The 17,712-nt window shown below is 57.6% G+C and carries 11 protein-coding genes and 1 pseudogene; 8 read left to right on the top strand and 4 right to left on the bottom strand.

The window, feature by feature from the left end:
• The first annotated feature begins 162 nt into the window (after window positions 1-162).
• Both C495_RS08065 and C495_RS08060 read left to right on the top strand, forming a co-directional pair.
• Window positions 163-2,616, top strand: coding sequence for a hypothetical protein (locus tag C495_RS08065; protein WP_008161778.1), 2,454 nt, complete (start codon window positions 163-165; stop codon window positions 2,614-2,616).
• Between the two features lie 196 nt (window positions 2,617-2,812).
• Window positions 2,813-3,532 carry a phosphatase PAP2 family protein gene (locus C495_RS08060; RefSeq protein WP_008161776.1) on the top strand — a complete coding sequence of 240 codons (720 nt, stop codon included), beginning with the start codon at window positions 2,813-2,815 and terminating at the stop codon, window positions 3,530-3,532.
• 1,116 nt (window positions 3,533-4,648) lie between these two features.
• Here the strand turns inward: C495_RS08060 and C495_RS17655 are convergent.
• Entirely contained in the window at window positions 4,649-7,117 is a 2,469-nt protein-coding gene (locus tag C495_RS17655) for a P-loop NTPase family protein (protein ID WP_152418891.1), read from the bottom strand.
• A gap of 1,748 nt (window positions 7,118-8,865) precedes the next feature.
• Between C495_RS17655 and C495_RS08050 the strand changes: the two genes are divergently transcribed.
• Window positions 8,866-10,011 (top strand): Fic family protein, encoded by a 1,146-nt coding sequence (locus C495_RS08050; protein WP_008161771.1) that lies wholly within the window; start codon window positions 8,866-8,868, stop codon window positions 10,009-10,011.
• Window positions 10,012-10,221: 210 nt separating this feature from the next.
• On the opposite strand, the gene C495_RS08045 is transcribed toward C495_RS08050, so the two are convergent.
• The 3 genes from C495_RS08045 to C495_RS08035 all read right to left on the bottom strand — a co-directional run bounded on the left by C495_RS08045 (window position 10,222) and on the right by C495_RS08035 (window position 12,394).
• Window positions 10,222-10,641 carry a PIN domain-containing protein gene (locus tag C495_RS08045; RefSeq protein ID WP_008161769.1) on the bottom strand — a complete coding sequence of 140 codons (420 nt, stop codon included), beginning with the start codon at window positions 10,639-10,641 and terminating at the stop codon, window positions 10,222-10,224.
• Window positions 10,625-10,846, bottom strand: a complete 222-nt coding sequence (locus C495_RS08040) for an antitoxin VapB family protein (protein ID WP_006067173.1) — start codon at window positions 10,844-10,846, stop codon at window positions 10,625-10,627. The genes C495_RS08045 and C495_RS08040 overlap by 17 nt, the downstream gene beginning before the upstream one ends.
• A 162-nt stretch (window positions 10,847-11,008) precedes the next feature.
• Window positions 11,009-12,394, bottom strand: a complete 1,386-nt coding sequence (locus tag C495_RS08035; protein WP_008161766.1) for an ATP-binding protein — start codon at window positions 12,392-12,394, stop codon at window positions 11,009-11,011.
• Between the two features lie 350 nt (window positions 12,395-12,744).
• On the opposite strand from C495_RS08035, the gene C495_RS08030 reads away from it, so the two are divergent.
• The 5 genes and pseudogenes from C495_RS08030 to C495_RS18550 form a co-directional block, all read left to right on the top strand.
• Window positions 12,745-13,302 carry an IS1096 element passenger TnpR family protein gene (locus tag C495_RS08030; protein ID WP_008161763.1) on the top strand — a complete coding sequence of 186 codons (558 nt, stop codon included), beginning with the start codon at window positions 12,745-12,747 and terminating at the stop codon, window positions 13,300-13,302.
• Complete coding sequence (locus C495_RS08025; protein ID WP_049890219.1) at window positions 13,295-15,088, top strand: SWIM zinc finger family protein; 1,794 nt, start codon at window positions 13,295-13,297, stop codon at window positions 15,086-15,088. Before C495_RS08030 ends, C495_RS08025 begins: the two co-directional genes overlap by 8 nt.
• A gap of 231 nt (window positions 15,089-15,319) precedes the next feature.
• On the top strand, window positions 15,320-15,604 hold the full coding sequence (locus tag C495_RS08020; RefSeq protein WP_008161761.1) for a hypothetical protein: 285 nt from the start codon (window positions 15,320-15,322) through the stop codon (window positions 15,602-15,604).
• A gap of 271 nt (window positions 15,605-15,875) precedes the next feature.
• Window positions 15,876-17,102 (top strand): RNA-guided endonuclease InsQ/TnpB family protein, encoded by a 1,227-nt coding sequence (locus tag C495_RS08015; protein ID WP_008161760.1) that lies wholly within the window; start codon window positions 15,876-15,878, stop codon window positions 17,100-17,102.
• A gap of 12 nt (window positions 17,103-17,114) precedes the next feature.
• Window positions 17,115-17,306: pseudogene (locus tag C495_RS18550) on the top strand (ArsR family transcriptional regulator); the annotation flags it as partial.
• Window positions 17,307-17,712: the final 406 nt, after the last annotated feature.

The following is a 17,712-nucleotide window of genomic DNA, read 5'->3' as shown; positions in this document are numbered from 1 at the left end:
GATCGGTCGAAGTCTGGCCGGACACTGAGTTTCAGTGCTTGTGGTCTCCAGTGACACACCGACGACTGCAGCTTGCATCGTTGACTCGAGTCGGTCGTCGGTGCTCGAGGTCGTTCATCGGGAGCGAAACTATGATAGCGGCCGACACTCACAAAATGCGTAATGACTGCCGACGCCGACTCGAGTGACCTCGAGACGACAACGACTTCGTTCCTCGAGGAGCGCGCCGACGGGGAAGCAGCACTCGAGGCTGTTTTAGACGTCGATGTGGCGTCGGATAGCTGGACCTTTGAGGACATCGCGCTCGACTCGGGAGCGTTCGGCGAGTTGGTCTCTCGAGGGATCGTCGAGAAAGTCGACGGCGAGTATCGAGTTGCAGACGCTGCCGTGGTCGAAGCCGTCCTCGCCGGTGAGGCGGTCGATAACTCGAGTGAGGATGGCTCGAGTCGTGGACGACCATCGATCGACCTCGGAATCTGGGGTGATCGAGGAGCGCTCGTCGGATTGGCGGGCGCACTGATACTGGTCGTCGCCATGCGGTTGACACAGTATGGGTCGGTGTTTCGGCGTGATGAGGTCGTCTCGCCGGGGAACGACCCCTACTTCTATCGGTACTGGATGGAAACCCTGTTAGCTGAGTCGACGAGTCCGACGGATACCGGTCTGCTCGCGGAGTTGCCAAACGGGGCGATGGCCCAGCGGCCGCTGACCCACGCGCTCAACTGGTGGGTTGCGACGCTGTTGGGTGGCGATCAGTGGGCCGCCGATATGGTTGCGGCGTGGCTGCCGATCGTCGCGACGGTCGGGTTGGGCGTGGTCGTGTACGCGCTTGCGGTCGTCGTGACGCGAGACGTCAGAGTCGGCATCGCCTCGGTCGTGTTGCTCGCGATCGCGCCCGTCCACGCCGTGTATACGCAGGCGGGCTTTCTCGAGCACCGGTTACACCAGTACTTCTGGCTCGGTGTGACGCTCCTGACGCTTGCGTGGCTCGCGGTCGATCTGACTCGACGGCGAGACGGCGAGGAGCGGACGACGGCCGTTCGAGACCATCTCACGTCGTCGCTGACGTGGGTCGCCGCGGCGGTGCTTGGGGTGTCGCTTGGCCTCTCGGTCCATCTGTGGGGTGGCTCGCCGCTGCTGTTCGTTCCGCTGGCCGCCTACATCGGCCTGCGGGCGGTGATCGATGCTCGCGAAGGGATCTCTCCGACGCGTTCGAACCTGCCAGTGCTGGTCGGGCTCGGGCTCGGCACGGCGATTTCGGTCCGGCTCCACACCAGCTGGGGCTGGCGCGAGGCGTTCGTTGCGTACACGCCCGCGATGGTGCTCGGCGGGGCACTCGTCGTACTCGCGCTCGGGGACCTGTGGCGACGGCTCGAGGTGCATACTGGTGGGTTGGTCGCCCTCGAGGCCGGCGTGGCCGGGTTCGGACTCTACGCGCTGCGTCGGTTCCGGCCCGAGGACTGGGTGGACGCTCGAGCGCGGGCCGACGATCTGTTCCTCCGGGAGGGGTACACGGAGTCAGCGTCGCTGTTTACCCCCGAGTATGCGGTGGTCTTCGGGCCGCTGATCCAACTCGGGGTGGGGTTCTATCTCGGCCTCGCGGTGCTCGGCTGGGCGAGTTGGATCGCGTATCGCGAGTACGAGCCAGCGTGGCTGTTGCTCGCGGTCTATACGGTGATTTTGATGGTCCTCGCCGGGATTCAGGTCCGCTTCGCCGCGCAGTTGATGATTCCGCTGTCGGTGTTCGGTGGTGTCGGCCTCGTCTACGTGCTGTCGGGGATCGACCTCGCGCGGCGACCACGGCCGTTTCGGGCGGCCGTCGAACGGTCGCGCGGGATGGTGGCCGACGGCGGCAGCGACGAGCCGGCGATTACGCTCCCCGATCGGCGGCAAGCGGCGTACGTTCTCGGTGTCGGACTACTTATTTGTGGGCTGAGCTTGCTCTACGTTCCCGGTCTCTCCGGGCAGATCAGCTACGATGATGGGGAGTACGCCGCCGTGGCAGCGATCGACGACCACGCGGACGCGACCGACCGGGAGTACCCCGAAACCTTCGTGTTGAGCGAGTGGGGCGACAACCGGATGTACAACTACTTCGTCAACGGCGAGTCCCGCAGTTACGGCTACGCGCGGTCGAACTACGATGAGTTCCGGGCCGGTACCGACCCGGACGGGCACGCCAACGGGTTCGGCGACCGGGTCGGCTACGTCGTCGTGACCGATATCGAGGGTGAGCCGCCCGCCGAGAGCACCCAGACGCGGTTGCTCGCTGACCTCGGTGCTGGCGGGAACGGTGGGGGAGCGCTCGCTCACTACCAGCTGCTTGCCGTCGACGACGACCGAACGACGGCCGCGTTCGCCCTCGTGCCGGGTGCGACGCTCGAGGCGAGTGGCGAGCCGGGTGAGACAGTTGCGGTCCGGACGGACGTCTCCATCGACGGCGAGTCGTTCACTTACGAGCGCGAGGCCGAGGTCGGAGACGACGGGCAGTTGGCGGTGACGGTGGCGTATCCCGGCGAGTATGCCGTCGGTGACGACACTGTCACCGTCACCGAGACGGCTGTCGAAACCGGCGAGCGACTCGCAGTCGAGACGGGTGGGGACGACTCGAGTTGAGCGGGCTCGAGTCTGCAGTGGCTCGTGAGCGGGCGGACACTCGAGACGCGGTCGGACTGTCCGAATCAGCAGGTTTTTGCGTCCGGTCTGGCAGTCAGTATCCAATGGACAGTCTCACCACAGGATGGGGCGGATTTTTCGGCGGTGAGCGCGCCGGGACAGTTGGACGCGACGGGGCCACCATCACGGTGCGTCGATGAGCCGCGGGGTTGGCGTCACGGAGACGATTCGTAGTGGGGTTCCCGAGTGGACGCTCGAGGCGTTTGCCGGCCTTTCGTTGCTCGGCGATCTCCTCGTTATCGTCCCCGTGCTGGGGCTGCTCTATATCGTTGACGTCGGTCAGAGTCTTTTTCGGGACGATCGGGAGGGACCGCTGTGTTCGACGCAGACGGCACTGCTCATCGCCGCCGTCTTCGGCGGGCTCGCACTCGTCGTCCTGTTGAAGGCGACGTTCGCGTTGCCGCGACCACCCGCGGCGTGGCACGCACTCGAGCCGAGCGAACACGGGTTCCCGAGTGGCCACACGATGGCCGCCACGGTCTTCTGGGGTGCACTCGTGTTGTGGTCGTCGATCGGTCGCCGCTCGAGTCGCTTCGCCGTGTCCAGTGCCGTCGTCGTCCTCGTTGCCCTCTCACGTCTCGCCCTCGGTGTGCACTATCTCGTCGACGTGCTCGCATCGATCGCCTTCGGGGTCGTCTATCTTGGTGGGATCGCGTGGCTCGCCCGTGAGCGCCCGCTGCGGGCGTTCGGCGTGGCGGTCGCCGTTGCAGTCGTCGCAGTCGCCGTCACTGGCGGCAGCAGCCGAGCGCTGTTGGCGCTCGTCGGCACCGTTGGTGGTGGCAGTGGCTGGTGGCTGCTCGAGCGACCGCCCGTACGTCAGCGGCTGGTGTCGACGGTTGGACCACTGCTTCGATAGTGGTTGTAAGTGGGGCGAGATTAATCGAAACGACGGCACGACGCTGCAGCAGAAAGCGTTTCCAACGCTATGCTTTGGTGAACTGCCCTTCATAATCACAGTTCAAGTCCGGAAGTCTGGTTACCGCTGCAGTAAGTAGCAAAAAGGAACGTCTGGGTTACGCCGCTGCGCCCTCTCGAGGATCTGTTTCGAGGGAGGTGGTCGATCACGAAATGCACCATAGTGCTTGCACGAGCGCACGACAACGGTTGGCCACTCGATCGTTTGCAACTGGAGCGGCTGTTCATAATCGACTCGAGTCTGTCGATTGTGGGTGTGTTGTTTGTGTGTTACTTGCTTCTCTATCGGGGGACCCTATGTCAAGATGCACTCGTTCAGTCTGGCCTCGAGGCCGAAACTCGAGTCCGTCGTTGGCTCAATCTCTCTCTCTCTCTCTCTCTCTCGGTTCCAATTCTGTCTATAGCGCCATCCCAGATCAATACCAACCGTTGCTTGGTGGCAAGTCAGAACACGCTGCTGCTAACGGACTCCCTTCAGTCCCCCACTTACACTGGTCAGAGGATACGGACAGATGATGTAGCAACTATACTGCTGCCGTCTTGGTGGCACACGCTTGGGGTACCTCACAGATGACAATATTTTCAGCCACCTCGAGTCGAGTAGTGAAATCGGTCGCGATCTCGATTATCGTCAGCCCAGTCTACAGAGAGCATAGGGCGAGTCCCTCGAGGCTTGCCCCCGAAGTACTTCATGCCTCGAGTCATCCTCACTGGCGCTTTCGGAACCGCTCCATGGAACGGCGACAGTAATCGGTGACAGGGATTGTGCTTGTGACGTGGGGCTTGCAATCGTTCTCTCGAGATTCTCAAGTAGTCGAAAGTCGTCTCTCGAATATCATTGCAGTAGCCGCCCGCTTACTCGAGAAGGGGCACGCACCCCCTGCTTGCAGTCCTAGCTCATCCTCAAACACACTCCAGACCCCCTCTTTCGGACGCTTGTGCCGATTATGAAGATGAGATTCACCACTCTGGGTCGTCGAGGTTCCGTTTCAAGGCGTGTCGGAACCGGAGAGTGAATATGAAAACGGTTCGTCTCGTTGTCTCAACTAGGTGAAAGTCAGCCACTCAGGTTGGGGAGTTCACCACCTTCCGTTCGGTCCAGTAACCACTCCGCTGGATAGACTGCCGTCATCCCAGGAGTATCGATACGGAACTGTTGTGGTGGCGTCGTCTTGGCGTACGTTTTCTCGACTCGAGGGTCGCCTTCGAGTGGATCGTTGAGTGCGGAGAGTATCTTGTGGCCGTCAGCTTGTTTCATAACGACCCAAATTGCGTCTTCAGGGTCGCAGGCGGCCATCTTGTCGTAGTCGTCAGGAACGGCACGATGGACGTCGTTGTTGATCCGTTCGACTTCCGCAATCACGACGATTTCACCATCAGCGTCGATACCTGCGAGGTCGAGGCGGTGGTTGTCATCGTCATCGAGATCGTAGTACGGGATGATCTCACAGACTGGCGAATCAGGATCGTCGGTGTAGGCTTTTTCGAGATACCGTCTGGTGACCTCGATCCCGAAGACGTGTTGGCTTGATTCTTCGAGGTCGCCAAGACCGTGACCGTAATCAACACCCTGTCGATAACTCTCGCCGATCACTGTCCGACCAGCAGACGAAACCGTGTATAGCCGGTGTGGATGATCCGTATCGTGTCGTAAGAGATCAGCCTCGAGAAGTGGTGTGATTTCGTCGGTTTCGATCCCAACGTACTCTTGGAGTCTGATCATCGAGTCGTGAAGGAGATCGTACTCGAGTGGATTGAATCGGAGTTGTTGGGCGTTGTACACCGTCTGCAAGAAGAGTAGTTGGCGGTCAGTCCACTCGGATGCATCACGTTCGTCCGGCGTGAGCTTAAGCGAGAGTTCACAGACAGGGATATCATCGGCGTCGACGTCATCAAGTGTGTGACAACACTCGATTGTGCGCCGCATCCCGTCGATCGTTGGATCGTATCGATTGTCGCAGGCTCCACAACACAGTGCGTCCATCGCTTCGTCGTACGTAACACAGTCGGGCAACCGTGTCGTGTGAGGAAGCAACGAATCGACCCGGAGTGAACAGTCTGCATCGGGTTCTGAACGATCGTCCGAATGTATGTTTGTCTCTCCGTCGGTCAGCGTCGGTTCAAGAGATGGTCTGAGCCCGGCTGTGTTCCACGTTTCGAGTGCGGCCAGTTCAAAGGCGGTTGTAAACTGTGTTCGTTGCGCAGCTGTAAGTGGCGTTTCACTCGCTGGATGGCCGGCAGGTGCAGGAAGTGATCGCCCAAGAAACGGCCGTGGTGCCGGTGAGCCAAACTCTGCGGCTGGACGGATGAGCCATTCCCCATGGCGAATCGCCGAAAGCCGTCTTGCCACCCTACTGGGCGATAAATCATCAGTCGCAAGGGCTTTTGCAAGCTCGTCTTCGATACTGACATTGCCGACGACGAACGTCCCGATTTCGTTGAGGGCTTCTTCGTAGGTGTTATTCGACGGATCCGGTGAAGCAAGTTGTCCAGGGAATTGAACGCCAAGCATGACCGAGAGGCCAAACGAACGTCCCTGTGAGAGTAACGTATCGACGAGTTGCGTCGCCGCGACGTCTTTTGCTTCCTCGAGATAGAGATTCACCAGTGGATGTGTGTGCGCTGGCGACGACGCTTCTGTACGGGCTTTCAATGCAGTCCACAAATTCGAGAGTAAGACGAGGGTAAGCGCACGCTTGATCCGTTCTTCCATCCCACCAAAGTCGAAAATCACGATCGTGTCGTCGTCAATGATGTCGATGAAATCGAAGTGGGAGCTGGTGGTTTCGCTGTTCGAGGATGCTGTCTGATTTGGAGACGTATTGTCTCCGTCTCTCGAGGGAACATAATCGAAGATCGGAGCGAGTCGATCATCAGTGGCGATGCGTTCGACTCGACCAACAGCACCACCGAGGACCTTGTTGAAGACGTCTCGATCGCGCTCGAGCAACCCCGTGAAATACGCGGTAAGTCGTTCATCCGACGTCGGCGGTGGAGTCCGGTCGCTCAACGTCCGCTGAAGTGCATGAAATAGATCGGCGTGAGAGACAGCATCGGTCCCGTGGACCGGATCGTACAGCGCTCGAAGATGGTTACGGATTACTTTTGTCGACTCTGTCGCGCTGTAGTACTGTTCTTCCCCCAATAGCCCGGCGAGGATCTCTTCGTAATGTCCTGCAATCCTCGAGCGTGCTTCCTCGCGTGAGAGGCCTGCGTCGAGCAACGGTCGAATATCGAAAACCGACAGTGCTGGCAACGTTTTCGTGAGGTCGAAATACTGGACGTCCTCAAGGTCACCGTACCTTGCGTAGTGAGTATGGAGGTACTCCTCAGCAGTAGCGCTTCCTTTGTAATCGAACAGGAGTTCTGGACCTGCCGTTGCCTCAACGTTTGAACACAGCGCACCGATGGTGAGAACGGACTTTCCAGAGCCGGTATCACCGACGACGAAGAGGTGTCTATCTTGAAGTGACGGCGGTAAGACGAACGGCTCTCCGTATGGTTGGCGATCATCGGTTAGTGGCATGCACAGCGCTTGTCCTTCTCCTGCGTACTGAGCGAGGTGCCGTGCTGACGGAAGGGAAAGTCCAGTTCGTTCTGACTGGCGGATTCTCAATGCCCGCTGGCTTCGTGTCGTCAGGCCAGCGCCATCAATGAAACAAAACCCAGGGAGTTCTTCAGGAGTAGCGACGATTCCAGCACTTTCGTTTGCCTTCCACGGAAGCCGATTTCGATAAGATTCGTATGACGGTTCGTGGCAGGTTCGGTCAACGAGCTCTTCGAAAAGTCGCGTAGCTGGTGGGTGTGTCCCCGTGTGGAGATCTTCATCAGTATACACGTGACCGTAAATCTCGTGAAATGGACCACCCAGATGACCGAATTCGTTTTCGAGTCTTCGAACGACTGTCTCTGCTTGCTGTGGTTCACCTCGAGTAAGTGCCACTGCTCGAGCAGATAGATAGAACGTCCGCTGAAGTGTTCGCGTTCCGAGCGAATCGAGACGCTCACGGTATGATGTCGAGAGTTCCCGTTGGTCTTGTTCTTCGTCTCTCGGGAAAACGAAGTCAATGACTCTGTCGGCTGTCGTGACAACACCTTCCTCGAGGTCGGCTTGATACAACTCAGCCTCGACGCGCTGATCACCGAGCGGGCGACAGACGAGTTGGTAAATCACTGGGACATTCGAATCAGACAGTGTCTCGAGGAGGATCGATAGCGGGATTCGGTGTGACTGTTGGGTGTCGTCTGCTGTTACACTTTGCTGATGAAACGGTGTCAGTGACGTGAGCCAGTCTTTTCGGAGGTGTGTGTTTCCGCGATACTCGATACCGGTAGCATACGGTTGAGTATCGGTGTGTTCCGTGTTCGCCACTTCGTCAGTAGTCGGAAGGTGCTGCTCGATCAATCGGGGATGCCACTCGACGTTGGTCAGTTCGTACGTATTTGGAAGTGCCGTCCGGAGAGTTGCCTCGAGGTCATCGAGGAATGCATCTTCAGTCGTCCCAACAAAGTATCGAATCCGTGTGTCCGAACGTCCATCTGCAACGAGTAGCCACTCAACGGTCGGTGTCGGCGATGAGGATTTGAAAAACGAGCGTATACCGGAGTTCGAGGAGTCGTGCAGCTGTTCATACAGCACGGTCATCGCTTGGGCCACCGAGGCGGGGTTCAGCGATTTTGTTGACGGACGAATTTCGATATATGACCGTAACTCGAGTGTCTCGTTTTGCGATTCTTCGGACGCCGTCTGTCCCACGGGGTCCTTCGTTGTCGAGTGTGGGGACGGTGTAGCACCGTCTTCAGTCTCGACACCGGTTACAGATGCGTCATCAGTAGACGAGGTGTGTTTCTCTGTCGCCATTGCGTGGAAAGGATGTCACAGCCAACATTCGTCGATACAAGACTATCATGCTGGTCTGACTCTACTACAATTCGAGTGATCCACGCAGTATTAAGTGGATTGTTTTGTAACATTAAGTGATTTTCTACTGAACTAGTCAGGAAGAACACTATTCCGCTCGTGTGGTTACGTGAGAGAGAACGAACAGGAAAGCCCGTTCGCAGATGGGCTTTGATGTGGACTGCATGGGGTGGGTCAGTCCTCCTCAAAATATGCGTTGGCTTCTCACAGATTACCGTCCGAAAATAGGAGCGTATCGAAGTTTGTACGTATACTATCGGCGCCCATTTTCATAACAGGGATTGATTCTGGACTCTCCGTATACCGGCTATAAAAACACATATACCAATGGAGGTGGAGTTACTATCACCGAAATGCCAACGAAAGAGCTTCCAGATCGCGCCCCTGGAAAGTACGTAGCCTACCATCCAAACCCATACTATTCACCGGAGGCGCTCCCGATAGAGCCGAAGCTCGAGGTCTCCGACCAGACATATGACCTCGCGGCTGATGCCGCATACCAGATTGGTCGTATTGACGGGATTAGCTCGACAGTTGACTTCTCCGCAGTTCTCTACACCTCCCTGATTCGCATCGAGGCTGTCGAATCTGCACGCATCGAAGGAGCAGATGTGGCGTACCAAGACCTCGAGGCGTATCACACACAACACACCGATGGTGAGACAGACATAACAGTTGAGAAAGACCTGAGAGAGGCTCTCAATTACGAGAAGGCGCTAACCTACGGGCTCGACCGAATTGAGAGCGGGGAGTCGATAACACTCTCGCTCATCAAGGATCTTCATTCGATATTGCTCGAGGACGTCCGTAACGATGGTGAGGTTGTTGGTAACTTTCGCGACCACATGGTTCATTTAGCGAGTCCACGGTCTGGTCAACATCCATTCGTCCCACCAACTCCGGAAGCGCTCGCTGGACTCATGCAGTCACTCGAGTCGTACATCCAGATGGGTGGACAGTACCATCCGCTCATTGACGCCGCCATTATTCACTACTTCTTCGAGACAGTCCATCCATTTTCGGACGGAAACGGTCGGCTTGGTCGACTCTTGATAATCCTTTACTTAGCGAGTGAGGGATATCTGGAGAGTCCATACATCTATCCGAGTGCGTACTTCAGTCGTCACAAAGTTGAGTACGTCGAACGGATGCGTGCAGTGAGTGAGGAAGGGGAGTGGGAAGAATGGCTCACGTTTTTCCTCGAGGGGCTTCGAAGTCAAGCCGAGAAGTCGTACGGCCGAACCCATCAACTTCGTGAACTCCAAGAGCGATATGAGACGGAGTATTCAGGCACTACGAACACGGACAAATTCGCCCGACAGTTACTCCAGTATCCCTATTTCAGAGCCCCAGATCTTCTGGAGTATCTCGATGTCTCGCGGCGGACTGCGTATAAGATCGTCGACGACCTCGAAGAGGATGGCCTCATTGAGGAAGTGACTGGAAAGCAGCGTGGGAAAGAGTACAAGTCAGTCGACGTGTTCGACATTCTCGAGTGATCCGTCGGGAAGTGTCGTTCACTCATGTGTTTTTGCAGTCGATTGCTGAATGTGCAATCGTAGAGGCGCGTGTGAGCGAGAATCACAGCACAACGGCCGACTCGAGGGCGTTTGCGGAACAGCAGCGACTGTTCAAACTAGGTAGCGATCTTCACCCTCGGAGTCGCGCACCGAGGCGCTTGGCCTGCTCCGTCTGTAGAGACGAGACTATTAGTCAGTCGGTTCGCGGTCGGTGGCAGCGTAATACTCGACGTTAAGCTCAGCGACCTTCTCGAAGTCGCCGTCTCGAGCAAGTAGCGGCATATCGACGTTACGAGCGACACCTGCAATCAAGACGTCCATCATGTTGATCGGATCCCCGTTAGCCATGAGTTCAGCGTCGATCACCGCCGCCTCTCGAGCGGCTGTTTCTGTGAACTCCAGGGGGTTAATCCAGTCGAGTTGGTCGGCGAGATCAGCGACGCCGTCACGTCCAGCTTGGCGGGCTCGATACTGATACACTTCGAATAGCACGATTGTCGGCGAGAACCAGGGTTGTGTCGGCCGATCCTCGATATACGACCGGATATCGTCGTGGTGGTCGGTTTCGGGATCAAGGAAGTCAACGAGGGCGCTACTGTCTAAGATCACGGCGTCCCCTCGAGTCGCGGTCGAATCGATCGCGGAACTCGTCGCGTTTGTCACCGAGTCCAGGGTATTTCCCGGCGGCTTCCATCGGGTCTTTCTCACCCTGCGTCAATCGCATAACGACGTCACTAAAGCTCTCATTGTCTCGCTTGTGCCGTTTCAGGCGTTCGTATGCATCGTCTTTGATGCTAATCGTTTTCGTCCCCATGTACACGTACATATACACAGCATAGTGTAATAAGCATACTGCAGATCGCGCTCTGATTTCATCGCGTCTCCGGCTTCCCGTGCAATCTCCCGCTCGCGCTCTGGAATCCCACGACGTCAGTCGTGTGGAAGATGTCAATCGCCGGAAGGCAGCGCCCCATCATCAAAAGAATAGCATGTCCAGGTCATCGATACTGAATAGCGACCAATTGTCGTCGAGGTCGTCCTCGAGTCCCTCAACGAATCCGCTTCTCGAGAAGAGGGCAAACCGTTCTTCTCGATTCCCTGGCCCCCATCGAACGCTTTCAGCTTTGTCCCGAAGACTCTCGACGAGTGCATATCCGACAGGCTCGGCAGTCCACTTGCACTCGGCAAGCAGGATTCGATCGTCGTCGGGTGCAAGACCAACGATGTCGACCTCTTCTTCGCCGTACCACCATCGCCCGACCGTGGAGTACGGGTCGAATTCACCGCGTCGAATCGCCTCCCAGACGACCTCTTGACAGACGTCCTCGAACGTGGTTGCAACGTGAGTGGGAAGATCGGGCTCGATAGTGCCGTCGAAGACGATAGCCGGTGCTTCTTCGATACTGGAGCGATTCGGCTCGACATATCGGAACCAAAATCGCAGGAACTCATCGGCGACATGATACTGGGACCGTTTGGACTTCTGGCTGGATGCTGTGGCGGGAACCTCACGGTCAATGAGTCGCAGTCGCCGGAGTGTCTGGAGATACTTCGATAACGGTCCAGGATCGATTCCAGTCGCCCCTGAAATCTCGTTCGGTGTCGTATGGCCCAGCGCAACCGCCTCGAGGATACTCATATACCGAGCGGGGTTTCGGAGCTCGGTCCGCAACAGAAACTCTGGTTCGTTGTAGAGCACAGCTGTCGGTGAGAGGAGCTGTGTCTGGATGTTTTCGGCAAGCGTCCGATCGTAGTCGAAGAGCATGAGGTACATCGGCGTCCCCCCAGTAACCGAGTACGACCGAATCGCGTCTGCAAGATCGTACGTGATGACGTCCCGGGCCTGTTGAAACGAAAATGGCTGGAGATCGATCTGGCCCGTTCGACGGCCGTACAACGGACTTTCGTGGCCCAGTACCTCTGACTCCATGGTACTCACACTCGAGCCACAGAGCACGAGCATGGAGTCGGTGTGTTGGAGCTGTTCGTCGACAAACGCTTGGATGTACGATGGGAGTGAGTCGTTCTCCGCAATCAGATAGGGAAACTCGTCGACAACAACGACGTGTCGCTCCGACGTGAGTTTGTCCCCGAGATATTCGAAGGCGTCATCCCAACCATCGATGCGTGGGACACGGTCGTCGAAGGTGTCGGCGACTTGTTCAACGAACTTCTCACGCTGGCGGTGTTCGGCTTCCTGCGCTGCTAGATAGTATATGTGGGGACGGTCAGTACAGAATTCTTTGAGCAATTCCGTTTTCCCGACGCGACGCCGCCCGTAGACGACGTAGAAATCGTGGCCGGGCGAATTGAACGCAGTCTCGAGTGCAGCGAGTTCGTGATCCCGGTTGTAGAAGGTCATACTCTGCCTAATGATTCGTACGATAATGACTTGTGCGTTTCGGCGGATTGGTATCGGAAACTCCGGATTCAGACGCTCGTAACCTCGATTTACGACCAGAAACTCGAGGTGAGGAGCGATTCGGGTGGCAATCTCAGCGGAGGGGGGAGACGAATGCGGGTGAGCGGTATCGTCGAAATCGATTCTTAAGGCTGGTCAGGCCCGTGAATACCGGGAGTTACGGTCGTATTTATTGATCTCTCACTACAGCAGCTCCATTTGTGGATAAGAGACAGGACTTGAGGCGCGGGAGGTGGTCAATGGCCGTCCCACGAGAAACACCTACAAGATCAGACGAAGAGGCAACAGCCATGACGAGCTATAGATTCCGTGTGTGGCTACTGCCGAACCCACCGCTGGAGTTCGAGCCGGAATCCGAGGTCTGGCGGGATCTCGAAGTCGATGGGTCACAGACCTTGGCGGACTTTCACGAGGGAATCTTCGAAGCGTTCGAACGCTGGGAGACACATGCCTATGCGTTCCGTACCCGCGACGAACACGGGATCGCCACTCGGAGCTACGTTCATCCCCAGATGTACAGCGGCGATCAGAGCTGGCCCCCAATGGATGACGAGGACATTGATCAGTTCATCGAACAGGCTGTCCCTGACGACGTTCCCGAGGAAGCCAAAGAGCGATTCAGAGATCTCCAGAAGAATCCACCGGAGGAAGGCAACGCCGCCAAAACTACCATCGACGACCTTGATCTCGAGCAATCGCAGTCGCTATTCTACGAGTTCGACTTCGGCGACGGCTGGGAACATCACATCGAACTACAGGAAATCCGTGAGGGGTCACTCGACGGCGAGCCAGTCGTCGTCGACGAGCAGGGCGATGCGCCGCCACAGTATCCCGAGTATGATGAGTGACGGTGAGTGGCCTACCCTGACGAAAGCGACTATCAGAGAACTGGCCAGATCAAAATCCTACGAGCGGGGGCAATCCTATTACGGGCAGGGAGCAGTCAGTGACGTGGTTCGACGTGGTGAAACAGTCCGGGCCGACGTTGAGGGAAGCCAGTATCAGCCCTACACGGTCACCATCGAGTTCGACGACACTGGTGTCGCTCGTACCGACTGTTCCTGTCCGTACGACTACGGTGGCATCTGCAAACACCGGGTTGCCGTGCTCTTGACCTGTATTCGGGACCCCGAGAGCGTTCGCGAACAGCCCCCAGTTTCGGAACTACTCGCCGACGCAGATCGAGAGACACTCGAGGAGTTGCTCGTTGGACTTGCCGCGGACCGTCCAGAGGTTGCCAATGTCATCGAAACTCGTCTCACCACCATGGACGATGCGACTACCGATACCGCCGTGTCAGTGAATACCGAATCGATACGGCGCCAAGTGAACCACGCACTCCCGAAACCGGGCCAGAAGGGGCACACCGATGCCTACGCTGAGGCAGAGCGTATGGCAAATGAGCTGGACGAGTTAATCGAGCAGGCACGGATGGCGATCGAGGCTGGTGACGGCGAGACCGCACTCGACGTGCTCGCAGCGATCACGAACGAACTCGCGAGCGGCAGGTGGGCAAACCTCTTGCCCTATGATGTCCCCCGCGTGTTCGAGGTCATCGATGACCTTAGCCAGACGTTCATCGAAGCGGTTCTGACGGCTGAGTTGACCAAATCCGAGCGCGATGACTGGGAGGAACGCCTCACTGAGTGGGACGGACAGTTCGACTACTACATGGGCGGCGAATCAACGTTTTTGGCTGCAGCGGACGCAGCAGCCCAAGGCTGGGACGACGAACGGGTCCAGCAGGCGATGGCAGGTGAACTTGGCGAGGGTGACTTCTGGGAAGACAACGATGCTTGGTACAGCGACGACATCGTTACTGCTCGGCTGTCGATCCTCGAACGAGAGGACCACATCAAGGAGTGTTTCAACCTGGCAGCGGCAGCCGGCCAGACTCGAGCGTTCGCGCAAATGCTGGTCCAGGAAGATCGAATTGAGGAGGCAATCGACTACGCCATCGAGCGATTCTCGACGCCGGATGCAGCACTCGAATTGGCCAAGGCGCTCCGTGCCAACGACGAGACACAGGCGGCTCTGCAGGTGGCCGAACACGGCCTGACACTCGACGGCTACCGAAAAGACACGCTGGCAGTGTGGTTACGCGACCGAGCTGCCAGTGCAGGCGACCGCGAACTCGCGCTCGAGGCAGCTATCACTGCTTTCGAGGCGAGTCCGTCAGTGAATGCTTTCGAGGCTGTCGAAGAACTCGCCGGTGATAACTGGGAAACGATCAAGGCCGACCTGCTGGGATACCTTCGCACCGAGAACTCAGGTGGCACCAGAGCTGCCCAAGTTGTGGAAGTGTTCATCCGCGAAGAGGAGTACGACGACGCAATCGAACTCGCGGATCGAACGGAGCGCACCCGCGTGATCGAACCCGTAGTCGAGGCCGTCATCGAGGAGCGTCCGCAGTGGGTGATCAGCACGTGCAAATTCCAGGCTGAACCGATCGTCGAACAGGGTCAGCACGACAGCTACCAGACAGCTGTTCGTTGGCTCAGACGCGCCGGTAAAGCGGCGCGGGCAGCCGACGAACTCGATGAATGGCGCGAGTACGTCGAAACGATGCGGGATGAGCACTATCAGAAATATAAGCTTCGACCGATGTTGGACGACTTGCTTGAGGAGTTCTGAAGTACGGTGGCCGTTGGACCGGGTGGTCGGTTTCGGGGTCAAGGAAGTCAACGATGGCGCTACTGTCTAAGATCACGGCGTCCCCTCGAGTCGCGATCAAATCGATCGTGGAACTCGTCGCGTTTGTCACCGAGTCCAGGGTATCTCCCGGCGGCTTCCATCGGGTCTTTCTCGCCCTGCGTCAATCTCATAATTCTAACTGTTATATCGCTGCTACTCGTAGAGCCACCTATGAGCGAGAGTCACAGCCGAACGGCCGGTTCGGGGCCGTTTGCGGAACAGCAGCGACTGTTCAAGCTCCTATCCCAGGATACGCGCCACCTCATCATCCAGGAGCTTCTGGGCCATCCCACCCATCTCATGTCGCTCGCTGAACTCGAGTACATGACCGGGAAGAGCCAAGCGGCCATCAAAGACCAACTCGAGGCGCTAATCGAGGCTGAAATCCTCGCATGCTACACGTACGAACCGAGCGAGGGGAAACGCGATCTTCCCGCGAAATTTTACCTGAATTGAGGCGCTAAGGCCCCTTCCTCAACGAACGAGCGAAGCGAGTGAGTAGGGAGGGGATACAGCGCCGCACAGTTCTCAAACACGTTCGACACTCGGCCCACAGGCCCACGCAATCGCAACAACTATACGTACAGATGCGCATAGTGCGTATGTAGTGAGACGGAAGAACATCACCATCCGCGAAGACCAAGCCGAGTGGGTCGAGGAGAATCACCTCAACCTCTCGTCGTTCGTTCGCGGGCAACTTGACGAACTCATCGAAGAACGCTCGTAGATGAATTACAACTACAGGTATCGGCTCCGACCGTCCGACGCGCTTGAAGAACAATTAGCGTGGACTGTCGATACCTGTAGGCAGGTCTACAACCACTTCCTCCACCGACTCAACCACACCGACGACACCTCGGCATACTCAGAGCAGAAGCTCCTGCCGAGCCTCAAGAAGTGGTGGAACGACCTGAAAAACGTTCACTCGAAGGTACTACAAAAGGTCGTGCAACGGCTGTACGACAACCTCTCAACGCTTCGCGGTCGCAAAGAGAACGGCTACCGCGTCGGGACGCTCAAGTGGAAAGCACCGGGCGAATACCGCAGTTTCACCTACAGTCAATCTGGCTTCAAGCTCAAGAACACGAGCGGTCGGGCTCGGCTGTGGCTCTCGAAACTCGGAGAAATCCCGCTCACCTTCCACCGCGACCTGCCCGACGACGCCGAAATCAAGACCGTCACCGTCAAGCAGGAACCCACCGGGAAGTGGTACGCCATCCTCGGCGTCGAGACTCCCGACGACCCGCCGAAGAAGCCTGAGAATCCCGAGAAGTGCGTCGGTATCGACGTAGGGATTCTCAAATACGCTCATGACACCGACGGCACCGCCGTCGAATCCCTCGACCTGTCCGACGAACGTGAGCGGTTGGAACGCGCCCAACGCGACCTCTCACGGAAGGAACACGGGTCCGCGAATTGGGAGAAACAACGGAAGGTCGTGGCTGAGCGCCACGCCGACCTGAAACAGAAACGTCGGGACTTCCTTCACAAGCTCTCGAACTACTACGCTACCGAGTACGACCTCGTGGCCGTCGAGGACTTGGACGCGAAGGGCTTGGTCGAACTCCCCGGCAACTCTCGGAACCGCGCTGGAGCAGCGTGGGGGACGTTCCTGCGGATGCTCGAATACAAGTGCGAACGCGAAGGAACGCATTTTGTGGCGGTCGACCCGAAAGATACGACAAAAGAGTGTGCGTCGTGTGGTGTAAAAACCGACAAACCGCTGTGGGTCCGTGAACACTCCTGTCCCTCGTGCGGTTTCACAGCGGACAGGGATTGGAATGCAGCGTGGAACATTCTTTCTCGCGGTATCAAGCGGTTAGGAGCGGGACGCTCCGAATCAACGCCTGTGGAGACTGCGCTCCCTGTGTCCTCGGTTGTGGATGCAAAGCGCGTCGTAGAAACAGGAAGCCCCACCCTCAAGGAGCGAACGGCGTCAGCCGTGAGCGAGTAGGGTGGGGTAGTTCACGGCTTCACGGAGCGGGGCGTCGAAATTCTTCACGACTATAAATATCTGCGTGGCCTCCCAGTCGCCCGCGCTCTCTATGAGAATACCCGCACAACCGAGAAAATCGAACGCCATGAAGCAGCACCGCGCCCGGCGCTCCCTGACGCTGTTTCGGACGCACTCGAGTTTGATGAGCCAGATCTCGAGTAGTCCAGCTACTTCGCACTGCTCTTTGTGGCGTCGGTGACGCTCCGCTGTACACAGCCAACTCTAGGCATTCCATCACGATACCAAACGATGAGCGCACCAAGAGCGAGGCTGAGTTGCGCCCACTCGAGGCTTGGTCCTGAGGCGGTTCACACTCGAGTTCGGTAAGAACGATACTTGAGACGGTCCGTGGACACCTGTCGTCTCCAGATTCACCAGCGAGGGCGTCTCCTGTGTTGACTGCCGAGACTGCTCGAGCAGGGATACCCACGACTAACCAACCCACTAGCCAACCGCGTTCGTGTGTGAAAGGGGTGGTGTCCATCCGTTCTAGCTTAGCGACTGACTGAGACGGTGATCACGCCGAAATTGCGTCGGATCTGACCGCTATCATACCGAGATAGCTGCT

Source organism: Natronorubrum sulfidifaciens JCM 14089 (genome assembly GCF_000337735.1).
GTDB lineage: Archaea > Halobacteriota > Halobacteria > Halobacteriales > Natrialbaceae > Natronorubrum > Natronorubrum sulfidifaciens.
Note: the sequence above shows the minus strand (reverse complement) of the source record. Positions and strands in the feature narration are given on the sequence as shown.

Coding starts and splice junctions, on each gene's coding strand:
- C495_RS08025 (WP_049890219.1), top strand. CDS start 13,295: ATGAGTGACGGTGAGTGGCCTACCCTGACGAAAGCGACTATCAGAGAA.
- C495_RS08035 (WP_008161766.1), bottom strand. CDS start 12,394: ATGACCTTCTACAACCGGGATCACGAACTCGCTGCACTCGAGACTGCG.
- C495_RS08020 (WP_008161761.1), top strand. CDS start 15,320: ATGAGCGAGAGTCACAGCCGAACGGCCGGTTCGGGGCCGTTTGCGGAA.
- C495_RS08040 (WP_006067173.1), bottom strand. CDS start 10,846: ATGGGGACGAAAACGATTAGCATCAAAGACGATGCATACGAACGCCTG.
- C495_RS08015 (WP_008161760.1), top strand. CDS start 15,876: ATGAATTACAACTACAGGTATCGGCTCCGACCGTCCGACGCGCTTGAA.
- C495_RS08065 (WP_008161778.1), top strand. CDS start 163: ATGACTGCCGACGCCGACTCGAGTGACCTCGAGACGACAACGACTTCG.
- C495_RS08050 (WP_008161771.1), top strand. CDS start 8,866: ATGCCAACGAAAGAGCTTCCAGATCGCGCCCCTGGAAAGTACGTAGCC.
- C495_RS17655 (WP_152418891.1), bottom strand. CDS start 7,117: ATGCCACTAACCGATGATCGCCAACCATACGGAGAGCCGTTCGTCTTA.
- C495_RS08060 (WP_008161776.1), top strand. CDS start 2,813: ATGAGCCGCGGGGTTGGCGTCACGGAGACGATTCGTAGTGGGGTTCCC.
- C495_RS08030 (WP_008161763.1), top strand. CDS start 12,745: ATGACGAGCTATAGATTCCGTGTGTGGCTACTGCCGAACCCACCGCTG.